Below are 15,417 nucleotides of genomic sequence, written 5' to 3'. Positions count from 1 at the left end.
TCTGTGGTGTAGCGCTTGGCCGTCCGGCGGAAAATGCCGGATTTTTCCCTGTATTTTGAGGAGTGTTCGATAAAATGGCGAATGAAAACTGGCCCGTTTACGGTGAAATCACCGGCCCTGTCGTGATGATCGGCTTCGGCTCGATCGGACGGGGAACGCTGCCGCTGATCGAACGCCATTTCAAGTTCGACAAGTCGCGCATGACGGTCGTCGACCCGCGCGATACCGATCGTAAGCTGCTCGACGATCGCGGCATCGCCTTCGTCCAGGAAGCGGTAACGCAGAAGAACTACAAGAAGCTTTTGACGCCGCTTCTGACCAAGGGCGGCGGCCAGGGCTTCTGCGTCAACCTATCGGTCGACACCGGATCGGTGGACTTGATGCGGCTTTGCCGCAAGCTCGGCGTGCTCTACATCGACACCGTCGTCGAGCCATGGCTCGGGTTCTACTTCGACGCCGAGGCCGACAATGCCAGCCGCACCAACTATGCATTGCGCGAAGCGTTGATCGAGGAAAAGCATAAGCATCCCGGCGGAACGACCGCGATCTCCACCTGCGGCGCCAATCCCGGTATGGTTTCATGGTTCGTCAAGCAGGCGCTCCTTAACCTCGCCACCGATCTCGGGCTGGAATTTTCCGAACCGGCCGAGACCGATCGCGAGGGTTGGGCCAAACTGATGAAGAAGGCCGGCGTCAAGGGCATCCACATCGCCGAGCGTGACACCCAGCGCACCAAGAAGCCGAAGCCGATGGACGTGTTCTGGAACACCTGGTCGGTCGAGGGCTTCGTTTCGGAAGGCATGCAGCCGGCCGAGCTTGGCTGGGGCACGCATGAGAAGTGGATGCCCAAGAACGCCAGGAAGCACAAGCATGGCTCCAAGGCCGCGATCTATCTGGAGCAGCCCGGCGCCAACACCCGTGTGCGCAGCTGGTGCCCGACGCCGGGGCCGCAATACGGCTTCCTGGTAACGCACAATGAGGCGATCTCGATCGCCGATTTCTTCACCGTGCGCGGCAAGAAGGGCAAGGTGCATTACCGGCCAACTTGCCACTACGCCTACCATCCCTGCAACGATGCCGTGCTGTCGATGCACGAGATCTTCGGCGCCGCCGGCAAGCCGCAGGCCGCTTACCACGTGCTCGACGAGAACGAGCTGGTCGACGGCGTCGACGAGCTCGGCGTGCTGCTCTACGGCCACGACAAGAACGCCTATTGGTACGGCTCGCAATTGTCGCTGGCAGAGGCGCGCAAGCTGGCGCCCTACCAGAACGCGACCGGCATGCAGGTTACCTCGGCGGTGCTGGCCGGCATGGTCTGGGCGCTGGAAAATCCTGAAGCCGGCATCGTCGAGGCCGACGAGATGGATTACAAGCGCTGCCTGGAAGTGCAGTCCCCCTATCTCGGACCGGTCAAGGGCTACTATACCGACTGGACGCCGCTCGATAATCGCCCCGGCCTGTTCCCGGAAGATCTCGACAAAAACGACCCGTGGCAATTCCGCAACATCCTCGTTCGATAGCGCTCCCACGAGCATACCGCACCGCCTTGCAATCGCCCGGAAATCGGGCGATTGAAGGAAGCGGCCTGGAGCGATGTGCGTCCATTGGAAAGTACGCTCCAGCACTTTGGATGTACGCATCGTGCTTTCCGAAAATCGAACAGATTTTCGGTCCGATGCTCGAGGAGAGGGTTTTTCATGACGATCGCGCGAAAATTGCTTTCGGCCGGCATTGCCGCGGCCACAGCCGTCGCCTTGGCGGCCTGCACCACCACCGGCCCGAGCGAGCCGCCGGCAATCTCTTCAAAGGGAGTCGAAGGCTCCTGGATCGATGCGCAGGGCACGGGGTTGTCGACCTTTGCCGGCGGCAGCTTCAAGACCGTCGCCACCGATACCGGCCAGAAGCTTGCCGATGGCAGCTACACCATGACCAGCGGCACTTCGGTCGAGATCCATGGCACCTCGCTGATCCGCCAGACGCCGATCAGCTTCAACTGCCTGCTGATCTCCACCTCGCAGCTCAATTGCACCAGCGGCAGCGGACAGAATTTCGTGCTGACGCGGCGCATCTGAGCGCTGTACTGAATTGCTTCCATAAAGGGACGGCAAGCTTGGCTCGCCGTCCTTTTTTGCGCCGGCAAAGCTGATCCCGATTCCGCTTGCATCGACCGAAACGCGATGTGAACATGACGAAAAAGCTGGCTGTTATGCTCCAGTCAAGCAAGGGCGTTAAACGCTTGATCAGGTCACCCGGGAGACAAATAATGAAGAAGATCGCTGCCATTGCCGCCCTGTCGGCGTCCACGCTTGGCCTGTCGGCCGGGGCATCCTTTGCCGACTACACGCTGAACATCCTGCACATCAACGACTGGCACAGCCGCATCGAAGGCAACAACAAATATGAATCGACCTGCTCGGCCGAGGAAGAGACCAAAGGCGAGTGCATCGGCGGCGCCGGGCGCTTGATCACGGCGATCGCCCAGGAACGCAAGAAACTCGAAGGCCAGAACGTGCTGCTGCTCAGCGCCGGCGACAATTTCCAGGGCTCGCTCTTCTACACGACCTACAAGGGCAAGGTCGAAGGCGAGTTCCTCAACCAGATGAAATTCGACGCCATGGAACTCGGCAACCACGAGTTCGACGATGGCGAGGCCGCGCTCGCGCCGTTCCTCGACATGATCAAGTTTCCGGTGCTCGGCGCCAATGTGAAGGCCAATGCGCAGTCCAAGCTCGGCGACCGCGTCAAACCGTCGATCGTCGTCGAAGTCGGCGGCCAGAAGATCGGCATCATCGGCGCGGTCACCAACGACACGCCGGAACTGGCCACCCCCGGCCCGAATATCACCATCGAGGACGACGTCAAGTCGATCACATCAGAGGTCGAGAAGCTGAAAGCGCAAGGCGTCAACAAGATCATCGCCGTCACCCATATCGGCTACAGGCGCGAGCGCGATGTCATCGCCAAGATCCCGGGTGTCGACGTGGTGGTCGGCGGCCACAGCCATTCACTGCTGTCCAACACCGACCCGAAGGCCGAAGGCCCCTACCCGACGATGGTCGACAATCCGGACGGCTACAAGGTACCCGTCGTCCAGGCGGCGTCCTATTCGAAATATCTCGGCGAGTTCAAAGTCGTGTTCGACGACAATGGCGTCGTCAAGCAGGCCAGTGGCGATCCGATCTATCTCGACAAGTCGATCACCCCCGATCCCGCCGTGCTTGCACGCATAAAGGAACTCGGCGCGCCGATCGAGGCCTTGAAGAACAAGGAAGTCGCCGAGACCACCAAGGCGATCGACGGCAGCCGCGAGAATTGCCGCACCCGCGAATGCGAGATGGGCAATCTCGTCTCCGACGCCATTCTCGACCGCGTCAAGGGCCAGGGCGTCGAGATCGTCATCTCGAATGGCGGCGGCCTGCGCGCCTCGATCGACCAGGGCACCGTCACCATGGGCGAGGTGCTGACCGTGCTGCCGTTCCAGAACACGCTGGCGACCTTCCAGATTTCCGGCAAGGACCTGGTCGCCGGGCTCGAAAGCGGCCTCAGCCAGGTCGAGGACGGCGCCGGCCGCTTCCCGCAGGTTGCCGGCCTGAAATATTCGTTCGACAAATCGGTCGCGCCCAATGCCGGTCGCGTCAAGTCGGTCGAGGTCATGGAAGGCGGCGCCTGGACGCCGATCAATCCGGACAAGGATTATCTGGTCGCCACCAACAACTATGTCCGCCAGGGCGGCGACGGCTACAAGATCTTCGCCGACAAGGCCAAGAACGCCTACGACTATGGTCCGGGCCTCGAACAGGTGGTCGCCGATTATCTTGGCACGCACCGGCCCTATACGCCGAAGCTCGATGGCCGCGTCACCGAGATCGCGGCGAACGTTGCGGCTGCTCCCGCGGCGCCGGCTGCTGAACCAGCCAAGCCGGCGGAGCCTGCTCCGGCCGCGCCGGCGAAACCGGCGGAGCCGGCAGCACCCGCTGAACCGGCGATGCCTGCATTGCCGGCCGGTTCTGGCGATATCGCCACGACGCCGCCAAGCGTGTCTGCAGAAACAACACCAGCTCCGGCGACGCCTGCGCCGGCAGAGGCTACGCCGGCCCCCGCCCCTGCGGAGACAGCTCCAGCACCGGCCGAACCGGCAAAGCCAGCCGAGGCCGCGCCGGCCGAAAGCAGCCATGTGATCGTTGCCGGCGATACCTATTGGGATCTGGCGGTGAAGGCCTATGGCGACGGCACCAAGTGGAAACTGATCTCCGGCGCCAACAAGGGCTATGAGCCGCGCCATCTCCCGATCGGCACAACCTTGGTCATTCCAACCGCCGGCAAGTAGCACTTCGGCAATCCGAATTAACGGCACCCGCCTGGGAAACCGGGCGGGTTTTCTGCTCTTGAGGTAAAGTGCGGCCAGACGCTGCATTGAAAACCCGCACGGCATCGCTAGTTTCGCGGATGTCCGGAGACCCCTTATGACGCTTTCCAGCCCTGTCGATCCCACGGCCGCAAAAGCCCTCGGCCCGCTGCCGGCCGGACATCCGCCAGTCAAGGCAGGCAAGATCGGCGTCATGCTGGTCAATCTTGGCACGCCCGACGGCACCGATTTCAAGCCGATGTGGCGCTACCTCCGGGAGTTCCTGTCCGATCAGCGCGTCATCGAGCTCAACAAGGCGATCTGGTACCCGATCCTCTATGGGCTGGTGCTGACCACGCGACCGAAAAAATCAGGCGCCAATTACGCCAGGATCTGGAACCACGAGCGTAACGAGTCGCCGTTGCGCACCTATACCCGCGCTCAGGCCGAAAAGCTGGCCGAAGCGTTGCGCGACCTGCCCGATGTCGTCGTCGACTGGGCGATGCGTTACGGCAACCCTTCGACCGAAAGCGTGGCCAAGAGGCTGGTCGCGCAAGGCTGCGACCGCATTCTCTCTTTCCCGCTGTACCCGCAGTACTCGGCAACGACGACCGCTACCGCCAATGACCAGTTGTTTCGCGCCCTGATGAAGATGCGTCGTGCCCCGGCGATCCGCAGCGTGCCGCCCTATTACGACGAGCCGGTCTATATCGAGGCGCTTGCCCGTTCGATCGAGCGTCATCTTGCGGGGCTCGATTTCGAACCGGAGGTGGTCATAACCTCCTATCACGGCATTCCGAAACCCTATTTCGAAAAGGGTGATCCGTATCACTGTCACTGCCTCAAGACGACGCGGCTGCTGCGTGAAAGGCTCGGCTGGAGCGACAAGAAGCTGATCACCACCTTCCAGTCGCGCTTCGGCGCCCAGGAATGGCTGCAGCCATACACCGACAAGACGGTCGAGAAACTGGCCAGGGAAGGTGTGAAATCGATCGCCATCGTCAACCCCGGCTTTTCCGTCGATTGCATCGAGACGCTGGACGAGATCGGCCGCGAGGCGGCCGAAACCTTCCATCATGCCGGCGGCCAGAAATTCGCGCACATCCCTTGTCTCAACGACAGTGCCGAGGGGATGGCGGTGATCGAGGCGATGGTGCGGCGCGAACTGTCGGGCTGGGTCTGAGCGAGCAGCTGAGCCGACGGCCCGTGCCGCCATGCGCCACAATCGACGATCACCTGATTGTAACGTTCCTGAAACACACTTAAGTGTTTGATGCGGCTGGTTGCGCAGGCGTCTGAGGGAGAGCCAAATGGATTTCAGTGGTTTCGATATTTCGCTTCTTGTTCTTGTCGCTCTTGTCGTGCTCGTGCTTTTCAAAGGCATCAAGACAATTCCGCAAGGCTACAATTATACCGTCGAACGCTTCGGCCGTTACACCAAGACATTGAGCCCGGGTCTCAACCTCATCGTGCCGTTCGTCGACCGTGTCGGCGCCAAGATGAACATGATGGAGCAGGTGCTCGACGTTCCGACGCAGGAAATCATCACCCGCGACAACGCCACCGTCGCCGTCGACGGCGTCGCCTTCTATCAGGTGCTCAACGCCGCGCAGGCCGCCTACCAGGTCTCTGGCCTCGAGAACGCCATCCTCAACCTGACGATGACCAACATTCGCACCGTGATGGGTTCGATGGACCTCGACGAGCTTTTGTCGAACCGCGACGCGATCAACGAGCGCCTGTTGCGCGTCGTCGACGAGGCGGCGCATCCCTGGGGTATCAAGATCACCCGCGTCGAGATCAAGGACATCAATCCGCCGGCCAATCTTGTCGAATCGATGGGCCGCCAGATGATGGCCGAACGCAACAAGCGCGCGCAGATCCTCGACGCCGAAGGTCTCAAGCAGTCGCAGATCCTGGAGGCCGAGGGCCGCAGGGAAGCCGCCTTCCGCGACGCCGAGGCGCGCGAACGCTCGGCCGAGGCCGAAGCTCGTGCCACACAGGTGGTGTCGGAGGCGATCGCCAAGGGCGACGTGCAGGCGCTCAACTATTTCGTCGCGCTGAAATACACCGAAGCGTTGGCCAAGATCGGTTCTGCCACAAACAGCAAGGTCGTATTGATGCCGATGGAAGCTTCATCGCTTATTGGTACGCTCGGCGGCATTGGCGAGATCGCCAGGGAGGTCTTCAGGGGCGAGGATTCCACCGGCACGCAGCGGCAGGCGGCCCGCCCGCCGGTGGTTCGCCCACGCGAAAATTGAGGCCGATCCCATGTTCGACCGTATCATTTCCGAACTCGGTCCCTGGAACTGGATGGTTCTCGGCTTCGTGCTCCTGGCGATGGAAATTGTCGCGCCGGGCGTCTTCATGCTGTGGATTGGCATCGCCGCGCTGCTGATCGGCGCGGTCTCCTTGCTTATCTGGGACGCAGGCTTCTGGACCTGGCAAATTCAGGTTCTCGCCTTCCTCGCCTTGTCGCTGATATCGGCCTATCTCGGCAAGAAACTGATGGGCGGGCGCCATGACCCGACCGACCAGCCGCTGCTCAACCGTCGCGGCGCGCAGATGGTCGGCAGGATGGCGACGCTGGCCGAGCCGATCAAGAACGGCCGCGGCCGCATCCGCCTGGGCGACACGCTGTGGCGCGTTTCGGGCCCGGATCTGCCGGCCGGCACGCAGGTGCGCGTAACCGGCGCCGCCGATACGGATCTGGAGCTGACCGTCGAGGCCGTCTGAGCTGAAAAGAGCTAGGCCGCACCGATGCGCAGCAGATCGTGCAGGTGCACGAGCCCGACCGGACGCTTGCCTTCTACCACCATCAGGCTGGTTATGGCCGAGTTATTGATCGTCTGCAGCGCCGTCGCCACCAGCGTATCGGGTCCGGCCGTCTTCGGCTCCCTGGTCATGACCTGATCGACGCTCATCGCCAGAAGATTGCCGCCGATATGGCGCCTGATGTCGCCGTCGGTGATGATGCCGACCAGCGCACCGTCCGCGCCGGTGATCGCCACGCAGCCAAAACCCTTGCGCGACAATTCGAGGATCGCCTCCTGCATTCCGGTGCCGGAGGGCACCAGCGGCAGTTGCTCGCCGACATGCATGATGTCACGGATCTGTGTCAGGTTGGCGCCGAGTTGCCCACCGGGGTGGAAGGTGCGGAAATGATCGGGCGTGAAACCGCGCGCCTCGAGCAGCGCGATGGCCAGCGCATCGCCGATCACCAGTTGCAGCAGTGTCGATGTCGTCGGCGCCAGGCCGTGCGGGCAGGCTTCCGGCGCACGCGGCAGCAGAAGCACCACATCCGCCTCGCGCGCCAGCGCCGATGTCTCCCCGGAAGTGACCGCGATCAGCGGGATCGAGAAACGCCTGGAATAGGCGACGATACCCATGAGTTCCCTGCTCTCGCCCGACCAAGACATGGCGATGATGGCGTCGTCGCTGGCGATCATGCCGAGGTCGCCATGATTGGCTTCGGCAGGGTGGACAAAGAAGGCGGGCGTGCCGGTCGAAGCGAGCGTCGCGGCGATCTTGGAGCCGATATGGCCACTCTTGCCGACGCCGGTAACGATGACGCGGCCGTCGATCCGCGACACCATGTCGACGGCGCGCGCGAACGGTTCGGCAAGCCCGTTTTCGAGCTCGGACGCCAGTGCTGCGATACCAGCCTGCTCGGTTGCCACCGTTCTGAGCGCCGAAGCGATTGAAGCTTGCCTGTCGAGCGGCTTCTTCTCTGGGGATCCCGCATGCATGGCTGATGCGATTAGCGCTTTGCCGCGCGCCTGTCCAACGGAATTGCCGCCTCATGCGTGCAGCGCCGCGCGTGAATCCCTTGGATCATAGGCGCGCGACCGGGTTAGTCGGCCGCCACCTCAACCCTCCGTTAACCATCCCCATTTACGGTTCGGTAAGTATGGCGCGCAGGCGCGGCGCAAGCAGTGGTGGCAATGTCCAAGGCCCAGCCCGAAAAGAAAAGAGGACGCAAGGGCAAGGCGGTCTGCGCCTTGTTGCTGGCGACCAGCGTCTTTGCCTTGCTGCGGCCGACGCTGCCTTACGCCCAGGAGACCGAGCTGCGCGGCGAGGTTTCGGAATCGGCTATCCTGGCCGACCAGCAGCGCAAGACCAGACAAATGAGCATGGCCGGTTCCCAGGATCGGGCGACCGGCGCGACCGCCCAGGGGGACGCGCCGGCACCCACCTATCAACCGGCCAGTCCCGGCGCCGTACCGGACGATGGCACGGGCACGGCATCGGCGACCGGCAGTATTTTCGATCCACCCGCGGCCGCTGACGACCCGTTTGCCGACAACCCCGCCCCCGTCCCGCCACGCCGCTCGGCGAGCGCCAGGCAACGCGCTGCCGATGAAGACAAGGCGCAGGACGGGGCCGCCGACAGCAAGAAGACAAAGAAAACCACCGTCGACGCAACAACCACGGCCACGACGGATGACACCGACACCGCCGAGACGGATCAGGACACCAATCGCCGCGCCCTGACCATTGATTCCGCCGACAGGCTGCAGCTTGACCCCGGCGCCGAGCGTACCGAGGCGATCGAGGGCCAGGACAAGAAGGTGGAGGACGACCCCTTCGCCGCCACTGGCCTCAGGTTCGGCTCCTTCGTGATCAGGCCGACGCTGGAGCAGGGCCTGACGGCCACGTCGAATGCCGATTCGAGCAATGGCGGCAAGTCCGCACTGCTGTCGGAAACGGCGTTGCGCTTCAACGCCGTCTCCGACTGGGCGGAGAATTCGGCCACCATCGACGGCTACGGCATTTTCCGCAACACCGTTTCGGGCCAGAAGATCAATGAGGCGCGCGGCCGCATCGAAGGCGCGCTCAACGTCGACCTCGACAATGAACTGCGCGCCATCGCCAAGCTCGGTTACGAGATTGCGCCGGAATCGGCCTCCTCGCCCGACGCCATTGCCGGCGTCAACTCGCAGCCGATACGCCAGACTCTCGACGGCAGCCTCGCCGTCGAGAAGGACGCCGGCAAGATGCGCTTCGCGCTGACCGGTGCCGTCTCCCACGACATCTATGGCGATGCCAAACTTTCGGACGGCACCGTCGTGTCGCAGAAGGACCGCGATTCCACCCTTTACACGACGACTTTGCGCACCGGCTACGAGATCTCTCCCGCCATCACGCCCTTCACCGAGGTCGAGGTCGGCCGCCGGCTCTATGATCAGCGCGTCGATAGCAGCGGGTACGAACGATCCTCGACACGGCTCGGCGCCCGGGCCGGCGTCGAACTCGACATGGGTGAGAAGCTTGCCGGCGAATTCTCGGCCGGCTGGCTCAGGGAAGCCATCGACGACGACCGACTGCAGGCGATTTCGGGCGCTACGGTGAACGCCGACCTCAAATGGTCGCCCGAGCGCGGCACCATAATCGGTCTCACTGGACAGACGACCATCGAGGACTCGACGACCGCCGGAGAAAGCGGCGACATCCTCTATTCCGGCCGCCTCACCGGCGAGCGGCTAATCCGTGCCAACCTGACCGGGAACGCCGCCCTTGGCGCGGACTGGCGTGATTACATAGGCTCCGACGGCCATGATCTGACGCTGAGCGCCGAGGCCGGGCTGACATGGTGGCTGAACCGCTATGCCGGCCTCACCACCCGCGTCAGGACCGAAAAGCTGACCAGCAACCTGGAGGGCCGCGACTACACGGCCAACAGCATATTCCTTGGCGTGAAGGTCCAGCGGTAAGGCAAGCCGACCGGCATCGACGAGTGGCCCTAAAAAGCAGCGCCCATGCGTTCCGACGGCTTCAACTCGTCGAGCAGTGTGCGGATGACGCCCGCCATGCTCGCATTCATATCGCTGCGCCACAGCGCGAAGGCGACATTGGCCTCGACAAAGCCCTCAGGCGATCCGCAATCGAAGGTGCGCCCCTGATAATGGTAACCGTAGAACGGCTGCTGTTTCTCCAGTTTCAGCATCGCATCGGTGAGCTGGATTTCGTTGCCGGCGCCCTTCTCCTGGCTTTCGAGGATCCCGAATATCTCAGGCTGCAGGATGTAGCGTCCGTTGATGTAGAGATTGGAGGGTGCGGTGCCTGCCTTCGGCTTCTCCACCATCTCGGTGATGCGGAACCCATGATGCGTGTCCTCGCCGCGGCCGACAATGCCATATTTATGGGCTTCGGCCGGGTCGCATTCCTGGACCGCGATGATGTTGTTGCCGGTCTCCTCGTAGAGCTCGACCATAGACTTCATGCAGCTCTTTTCCGACTGCATTATCATGTCGGGCAACAACAGCGCGAACGGCTCGTCGCCGACCAGCTCTCGCGCGCACCAGACGGCATGGCCGAGGCCCATCGGCACCTGCTGGCGGGTGAAGCTGGTCTGCCCCGGCCCGGGCTGCAACCGTTGCAGGCGGGCGAGCTGGTCGTCCTTGCCGCGCTGGGCGAGCGTGTCATAGAGTTCGAACTGGACGTCGAAATGATCCTCGATGACCGCCTTGTTGCGGCCGGTCACGAAGATGAAATGTTCGATGCCGGCTTCGCGCGCCTCGTCCACCACATACTGGATGACCGGCCTGTCGACGACGGTCAGCATTTCCTTGGGGATGGCCTTGGTGGCCGGGAGAAACCGCGTGCCGAGGCCGGCGACCGGGAAAACTGCCTTGCGAACTCTTTTCATGCTGCCATTTATCCTTGCTAGCCTCGTCGGCAACCTCTTGCAGACATTTTCATGCCGAAATCGGGGATTACCGACTATCCGATGAAAATTTGCAATCCCTAAAGCATCGACCTGTCTTTTCGTTCCCAACGGCACCTATGGTAAACTAAATCCTAACCGGCTTCGGCGATGAATGATCTTCCTGTGACGAAAAAGGAGGAAAAAGATGTCCCTACGCAAAGCAGCAAGGCGCCTGACAAGCGTCGTGGCGGCCGCCGGCCTCTCGCTTGCCTTGCTGATGCCAGCCGGGTCGGCTTTTGCCGACGCCGGTTTCCGCCAATGGGTTGCCAGCTTCCGCGCAACCGCGGTGCAGAGTGGCGTTTCCGGCGCTGTCTACGACCAGGCATTCAGGGGCATAAAGGATGCCGACCCGGAGGTGCTGGAGAAAGCACGCTTTCAGCCCGAGTTCACGGCGCCCGCCTGGGACTATTTCGACAACCGCGTCCATGACCAGTCGATCGCCGTCGGCCAGCAGATGGCCAGGAAATGGAAGCCGTGGCTGGACAGGATCGAGGCCAAGTATGGCGTCGACCGCAACGTCTTGCTGGCCATCTGGTCGATGGAATCGAACTATGGCGAAACCCTCAAGCGCGACGATATCATCCGCAATGTCGTGCGTTCGTTGGCAACGCTCGGCTATGCCGATCCCCGGCGCTCGAAATATGCCCGCACCCAGTTGATCGCTGCATTGAAGATCCTGCAGAGGGGCGACATCGACGAGAGCCATCTGGTCGGCTCATGGGCAGGCGCGATGGGCCATACCCAGTTCATTCCGACCAGCTACCAGTCCTACGCGGTCGATATGGACGGCGACGGCAGGCGCGATATCTGGAATTCTATTCCCGACGCATTGGCAACGTCCGCCAATCTGCTCAGGAAGAACGGCTGGCAGGCCGGCAAGACCTGGGGCTATGAAGTCGTCCTTCCGGACGGCAAGAAATTCCCGAAAGGATCGATGTCGCTGTCGCAATGGCAAGCGCTGGGTGTCAAGCGCGCCAACGGCAAGCCGTTCAGGAATGGCGCGGACAAGGCGACGTTGAAGGTGCCCGGCGGCCGCGGTGGACCGACCTTCCTGATGATCAAGAATTTTTCGGTCATCAAGCGCTACAACAATGCCGACAAATACGCGATTGCCGTCGGGCTTCTTGCCGATGATATCGCCGGCTATGGCGGGCTTGTGCAGGATTGGAAGCGGCCCTTCACCAAGCTTTCCTTCGAGGAAAGGCAGGAGCTCCAGCAACGGCTTTCCGAGCACGGCTACTATTCGGGCAAGTTCGACGGCAAGATCGGCGACGGGTCGAAAGCCGCCATCATGGCCTTCCAGGCGAAGGCCGGCTTGACCCAGGACGGACATCCGAGCATGGAAGTGCTCAAATGGCTCAGGCAGAAATAGAGCCGTCTACAGCGTGCGTCCCTTCGAACGCGCAGAGGACGCTGTAGCACGTTAATTCGCGCGCATGGCCCTTCCGAAATCCGCTTTCGGGCCATGCGCCCAGGGATGGAGAGGGTGATTGGTTTCGGCTGCGCGCATCCGGGTGATCCTTCGTCGCGTGCCGGTACTCGCTCTGGCCATTGTCGTCCTGGTGGCGGGCATCGCCGGCGCCTTTCACACACCGGCCATGGCGCAGGAAGAAAGCCGTGGCTGGTCGCTGCGCGATCTGTTGTTTCCGCGCCGGAGCGAGCGGATCGAGCCGCCACCGCGGCAAATCCAGCGAGCCAGGCCACCCACGAAGGCAAGAAAACCTCGCGCCGCGTCGCGCCGACCAGCTGAGCCAACAACCCCCATTGTCGAGAAGGCGCCGGATGCCCGCACTGTCCTTGTAGTCGGCGATTTCATGGCGAGCGGCCTTGCCGAAGGGCTGGATGCCGCTTTTGCGCAAAACGCTGGCGTCAGGATCGTCGTCCGCGGCAATGGTTCGTCCGGCCTCGTGCGTGACGACGTCTACAACTGGCCCGAACAGATCAAATCGCTGATCGAGACCGAAAAGCCCGCGGCCGTGGTCGTCATGCTTGGTTCCAACGACCGTCAGCAAATGCGCGTCGACGATGTGCGCGAACAGCCGCGATCGGAGAACTGGACCAAGGAGTACGAGCGCCGGACCGAGGCGCTCGGCAAGGCCATCGCGTCGACCAAGGTTCCCTATCTGTGGGTCGGCATGCCGCCTTTCCGGGTGGCGAAGATGACCTCCGACATGCTGGCTTTCAACGACATCTACCGGTCGGCGGCCGAAACTCACGGCGGCGAATTCGTCGACATCTGGGACGGTTTCGTCGACGAGAACGGCGCCTTCGTCATCAGCGGGCCAGATATCAACGGCCAGGCGGTGCGCCTGCGCACCGATGACGGCATCAACGTGTCGAAGGCCGGCAAACGCAAGCTCGCTTTCTATGCGGAAAAACCGCTGCTGAAGATCCTGGGGCTGAGTGCGCCGGGGGGCGTCACGACCGCCGCCGCGCCGGCCGGCGCTCCCGTGGAGGCGCCGGCGGCTGCGCCCATGGAAGTTGACCGAACCGTACCGATGCTGCTCAGCGATCCGGCGCTCGACGGCGGCTCGGAACTTCTCGGCGCCGCCCCACTGAAAAAGGCGGACAGACCCGGCGAAAAGTTCGCCGTCGAGGGCAAGGCCCTCAAAGCCTCGCCCGGCCGCGCCGACGATTTTTCCTGGCCGCCCAAGGTCAATCCCGCGACGGCAGCCGCTGGAAGCGACAAGACGACAGCCATCAATCCTTGATACGGCGGAAACGCCCGCAGATGGCCGCAGGAGTAGGGTTTCCAAACGATCTCAGCGTGGCAGGACGGTCGATCCCATAAGCGCCTCGTCGATCGCACGCGCCGCCTGGCGGCCCTCGCGGATCGCCCAGACGACCAACGACTGGCCACGGCGCACGTCGCCCGCCGCGTAGAGCCGTTCGACGCTGGTCCTGTAGTCGCGGTCGTTGGCCTCGACATTCCTGGAGCGGCGGGCATCGGTGGCGATCTTCATCTGCCCGTCCAGTTCCTGCACGACGCCAGCCGCGGCAGGGCCGGCAAAGCCGATGGCGATGAAGGCCAGATCCGCGCGGATGACGAATTCGGTGCCGGCGATCGGCTTGCGCTTTTCATCGACCTCGCAGCATTTGACGCCGGTCAGCTGGCCATCCTCGCCGATGAACTCCAGTGTCGCTACCTGGAATTCGCGTTCCGCGCCCTCGGCTTGCGAGGATGACGTACGCATCTTGGTCGCCCAATAGGGCCAGACCGCGAGCTTGTCTTCCTTCTCCGGCGGCTGCGGGCGGATGTCGAGCTGGGTGACGCGCACGGCGCCCTGGCGGAAGGCGGTGCCGACGCAATCGGAGGCGGTGTCGCCGCCGCCGACGACGACGACATGCTGGCCGCCGGCGACGATCGGGGGCGAGGGCCACGCCACCGACTGGATCGCTTCGCCGCCGACGCGCTTGTTCTGCTGCACCAGATAGGGCATCGCGTCATGCACGCCCTCAAGATCATCGCCGGGAATATCGGCGGCGCGCGGCGTTTCCGAACCGCCGCAATAGAGCACCGCATCATATTCGGCGAGCAATTCCTCCACCTTCTTGTCGACGCCGACATTGACGCCGCAGTAGAAGCTGACGCCCTCGCCCTGCATCTGCTCGATGCGCCGGTCGATATAGTGCTTCTCGATCTTGAAGTCGGGGATGCCGTAGCGCATCAGCCCGCCGGGCCGGCTCTCGCGCTCATAGACATGCACGTCATGGCCGGCGCGGCCGAGCTGCTGGGCCGCCGCCATGCCGGCCGGTCCCGAGCCGATAACGGCGACGCGCTTTCCCGTCTTCTTCTCCGGCGGATAGGGCCTGATATGGCCGGTCTCGTAGGCCTTGTCGGCGATCGCCTGCTCGACGGTCTTGATGGCGACCGGGATGTCCTCGAGGTTCAGCGTGCAGGCTTCCTCGCAAGGCGCCGGGCAGATGCGGCCGGTGAATTCCGGGAAATTGTTGGTCGAATGCAGGTTGCGGATCGCATTGTCCCAGTCGCCTTTGTAGACGAGGTCGTTCCAGTCCGGGATCTGGTTGTGGATCGGGCAGCCGGTCGGCCCATGGCAGAACGGAATGCCGCAATCCATGCAGCGCGCGGCCTGTTTCTCGACCTCCTTGTCCGACATCGGCAGCGTGAATTCGCGGAAATGCCGGATGCGGTCGGAAGCCGGCTGGTACTTGTGCACCTGCCGGTCGATCTCGAGAAAGCCTGTTACCTTGCCCATAGTCCAGTTCCTGCTGTCCAGATGGTGCGGCCGGAAATCTAACTTGCCGCCGCACCGGTTAACCTCTTGAGGCAGCCATGGCAACCTTCAGCCCGAGGTCAGGATTGTTGATGAGGCCCGTGCCGGGAAGCCAGGCTTCCCGGCCG

12 protein-coding genes are annotated in these 15,417 nt (G+C 62.9%); 9 read left to right on the top strand and 3 right to left on the bottom strand.

What is annotated here, in order from left to right; all coding sequences use genetic code 11:
* The first annotated feature begins 74 nt into the window (after positions 1–74).
* From C9427_RS13015 to C9427_RS12990, 6 genes are all read left to right on the top strand, one after another.
* Entirely contained in the window at positions 75–1,520 is a 1,446-nt protein-coding gene (locus C9427_RS13015) for a homospermidine synthase (protein ID WP_107649569.1), read from the top strand.
* 177 nt (positions 1,521–1,697) lie between these two features.
* A complete protein-coding gene (gene omp10 / locus C9427_RS13010; protein WP_107649568.1) occupies positions 1,698–2,072 on the top strand; it encodes an outer membrane lipoprotein Omp10 in 375 nt (124 codons plus the stop codon).
* Between the two features lie 191 nt (positions 2,073–2,263).
* Positions 2,264–4,327, top strand: coding sequence for a bifunctional metallophosphatase/5'-nucleotidase (locus tag C9427_RS13005; protein ID WP_107649567.1), 2,064 nt, complete (start codon positions 2,264–2,266; stop codon positions 4,325–4,327).
* Positions 4,328–4,463: 136 nt separating this feature from the next.
* Complete coding sequence (hemH, locus tag C9427_RS13000; protein ID WP_107649566.1) at positions 4,464–5,528, top strand: ferrochelatase; 1,065 nt, start codon at positions 4,464–4,466, stop codon at positions 5,526–5,528.
* Between the two features lie 127 nt (positions 5,529–5,655).
* Entirely contained in the window at positions 5,656–6,606 is a 951-nt protein-coding gene (locus tag C9427_RS12995; RefSeq protein ID WP_107649565.1) for an SPFH domain-containing protein, read from the top strand.
* Positions 6,607–6,616: 10 nt separating this feature from the next.
* Positions 6,617–7,081, top strand: coding sequence for an NfeD family protein (locus C9427_RS12990; protein WP_107649564.1), 465 nt, complete (start codon positions 6,617–6,619; stop codon positions 7,079–7,081).
* A gap of 11 nt (positions 7,082–7,092) precedes the next feature.
* Here the strand turns inward: C9427_RS12990 and C9427_RS12985 are convergent, their stop codons facing one another.
* On the bottom strand, positions 7,093–8,094 hold the full coding sequence (locus C9427_RS12985) for a KpsF/GutQ family sugar-phosphate isomerase (protein WP_107649563.1): 1,002 nt from the start codon (positions 8,092–8,094) through the stop codon (positions 7,093–7,095).
* Between the two features lie 195 nt (positions 8,095–8,289).
* On the opposite strand from C9427_RS12985, the gene C9427_RS12980 reads away from it, so the two are divergent.
* A complete protein-coding gene (locus C9427_RS12980) occupies positions 8,290–10,059 on the top strand; it encodes an outer membrane beta-barrel protein (RefSeq protein ID WP_167434335.1) in 1,770 nt (589 codons plus the stop codon).
* 29 nt (positions 10,060–10,088) lie between these two features.
* Here the strand turns inward: C9427_RS12980 and galU are convergent, their stop codons facing one another.
* The gene (gene galU / locus C9427_RS12975; protein ID WP_107649562.1) at positions 10,089–10,994 is read right to left on the bottom strand and encodes a UTP--glucose-1-phosphate uridylyltransferase GalU; all 906 of its coding nucleotides are present in this window, start codon (positions 10,992–10,994) and stop codon (positions 10,089–10,091) included.
* Between the two features lie 205 nt (positions 10,995–11,199).
* Here galU and C9427_RS12970 point away from each other — a divergent pair, with 205 nt between their 5' ends.
* On the top strand, positions 11,200–12,426 hold the full coding sequence (locus tag C9427_RS12970) for a lytic murein transglycosylase (RefSeq protein ID WP_107649561.1): 1,227 nt from the start codon (positions 11,200–11,202) through the stop codon (positions 12,424–12,426).
* Between the two features lie 118 nt (positions 12,427–12,544).
* Complete coding sequence (locus tag C9427_RS12965) at positions 12,545–13,765, top strand: SGNH/GDSL hydrolase family protein (protein WP_107649560.1); 1,221 nt, start codon at positions 12,545–12,547, stop codon at positions 13,763–13,765.
* A 51-nt stretch (positions 13,766–13,816) separates the two neighbouring features.
* On the opposite strand, the gene C9427_RS12960 is transcribed toward C9427_RS12965, so the two are convergent.
* Positions 13,817–15,271: a glutamate synthase subunit beta gene (locus C9427_RS12960; RefSeq protein ID WP_107649559.1), complete on the bottom strand. Its 1,455-nt coding sequence runs from the start codon at positions 15,269–15,271 to the stop codon at positions 13,817–13,819.
* Positions 15,272–15,417: the final 146 nt, after the last annotated feature.

This window comes from Mesorhizobium helmanticense (assembly GCF_003034915.1).
GTDB classification, from domain to species: domain Bacteria; phylum Pseudomonadota; class Alphaproteobacteria; order Rhizobiales; family Rhizobiaceae; genus Mesorhizobium; species Mesorhizobium helmanticense.
Note: the sequence above shows the minus strand (reverse complement) of the source record. Positions and strands in the feature narration are given on the sequence as shown.

Excerpts from the sequence above, each read along its gene's own strand:
- C9427_RS13015 (WP_107649569.1), top strand. The coding sequence starts at position 75 with ATGGCGAATGAAAACTGGCCCGTTTACGGTGAAATCACCGGCCCTGTC.
- omp10 (WP_107649568.1), top strand. The coding sequence starts at position 1,698 with ATGACGATCGCGCGAAAATTGCTTTCGGCCGGCATTGCCGCGGCCACA.
- C9427_RS13005 (WP_107649567.1), top strand. The coding sequence starts at position 2,264 with ATGAAGAAGATCGCTGCCATTGCCGCCCTGTCGGCGTCCACGCTTGGC.
- hemH (WP_107649566.1), top strand. The coding sequence starts at position 4,464 with ATGACGCTTTCCAGCCCTGTCGATCCCACGGCCGCAAAAGCCCTCGGC.
- C9427_RS12995 (WP_107649565.1), top strand. The coding sequence starts at position 5,656 with ATGGATTTCAGTGGTTTCGATATTTCGCTTCTTGTTCTTGTCGCTCTT.
- C9427_RS12990 (WP_107649564.1), top strand. The coding sequence starts at position 6,617 with ATGTTCGACCGTATCATTTCCGAACTCGGTCCCTGGAACTGGATGGTT.
- C9427_RS12985 (WP_107649563.1), bottom strand. The coding sequence starts at position 8,094 with ATGCATGCGGGATCCCCAGAGAAGAAGCCGCTCGACAGGCAAGCTTCA.
- C9427_RS12980 (WP_167434335.1), top strand. The coding sequence starts at position 8,290 with ATGTCCAAGGCCCAGCCCGAAAAGAAAAGAGGACGCAAGGGCAAGGCG.
- galU (WP_107649562.1), bottom strand. The coding sequence starts at position 10,994 with ATGAAAAGAGTTCGCAAGGCAGTTTTCCCGGTCGCCGGCCTCGGCACG.
- C9427_RS12970 (WP_107649561.1), top strand. The coding sequence starts at position 11,200 with ATGTCCCTACGCAAAGCAGCAAGGCGCCTGACAAGCGTCGTGGCGGCC.
- C9427_RS12960 (WP_107649559.1), bottom strand. The coding sequence starts at position 15,271 with ATGGGCAAGGTAACAGGCTTTCTCGAGATCGACCGGCAGGTGCACAAG.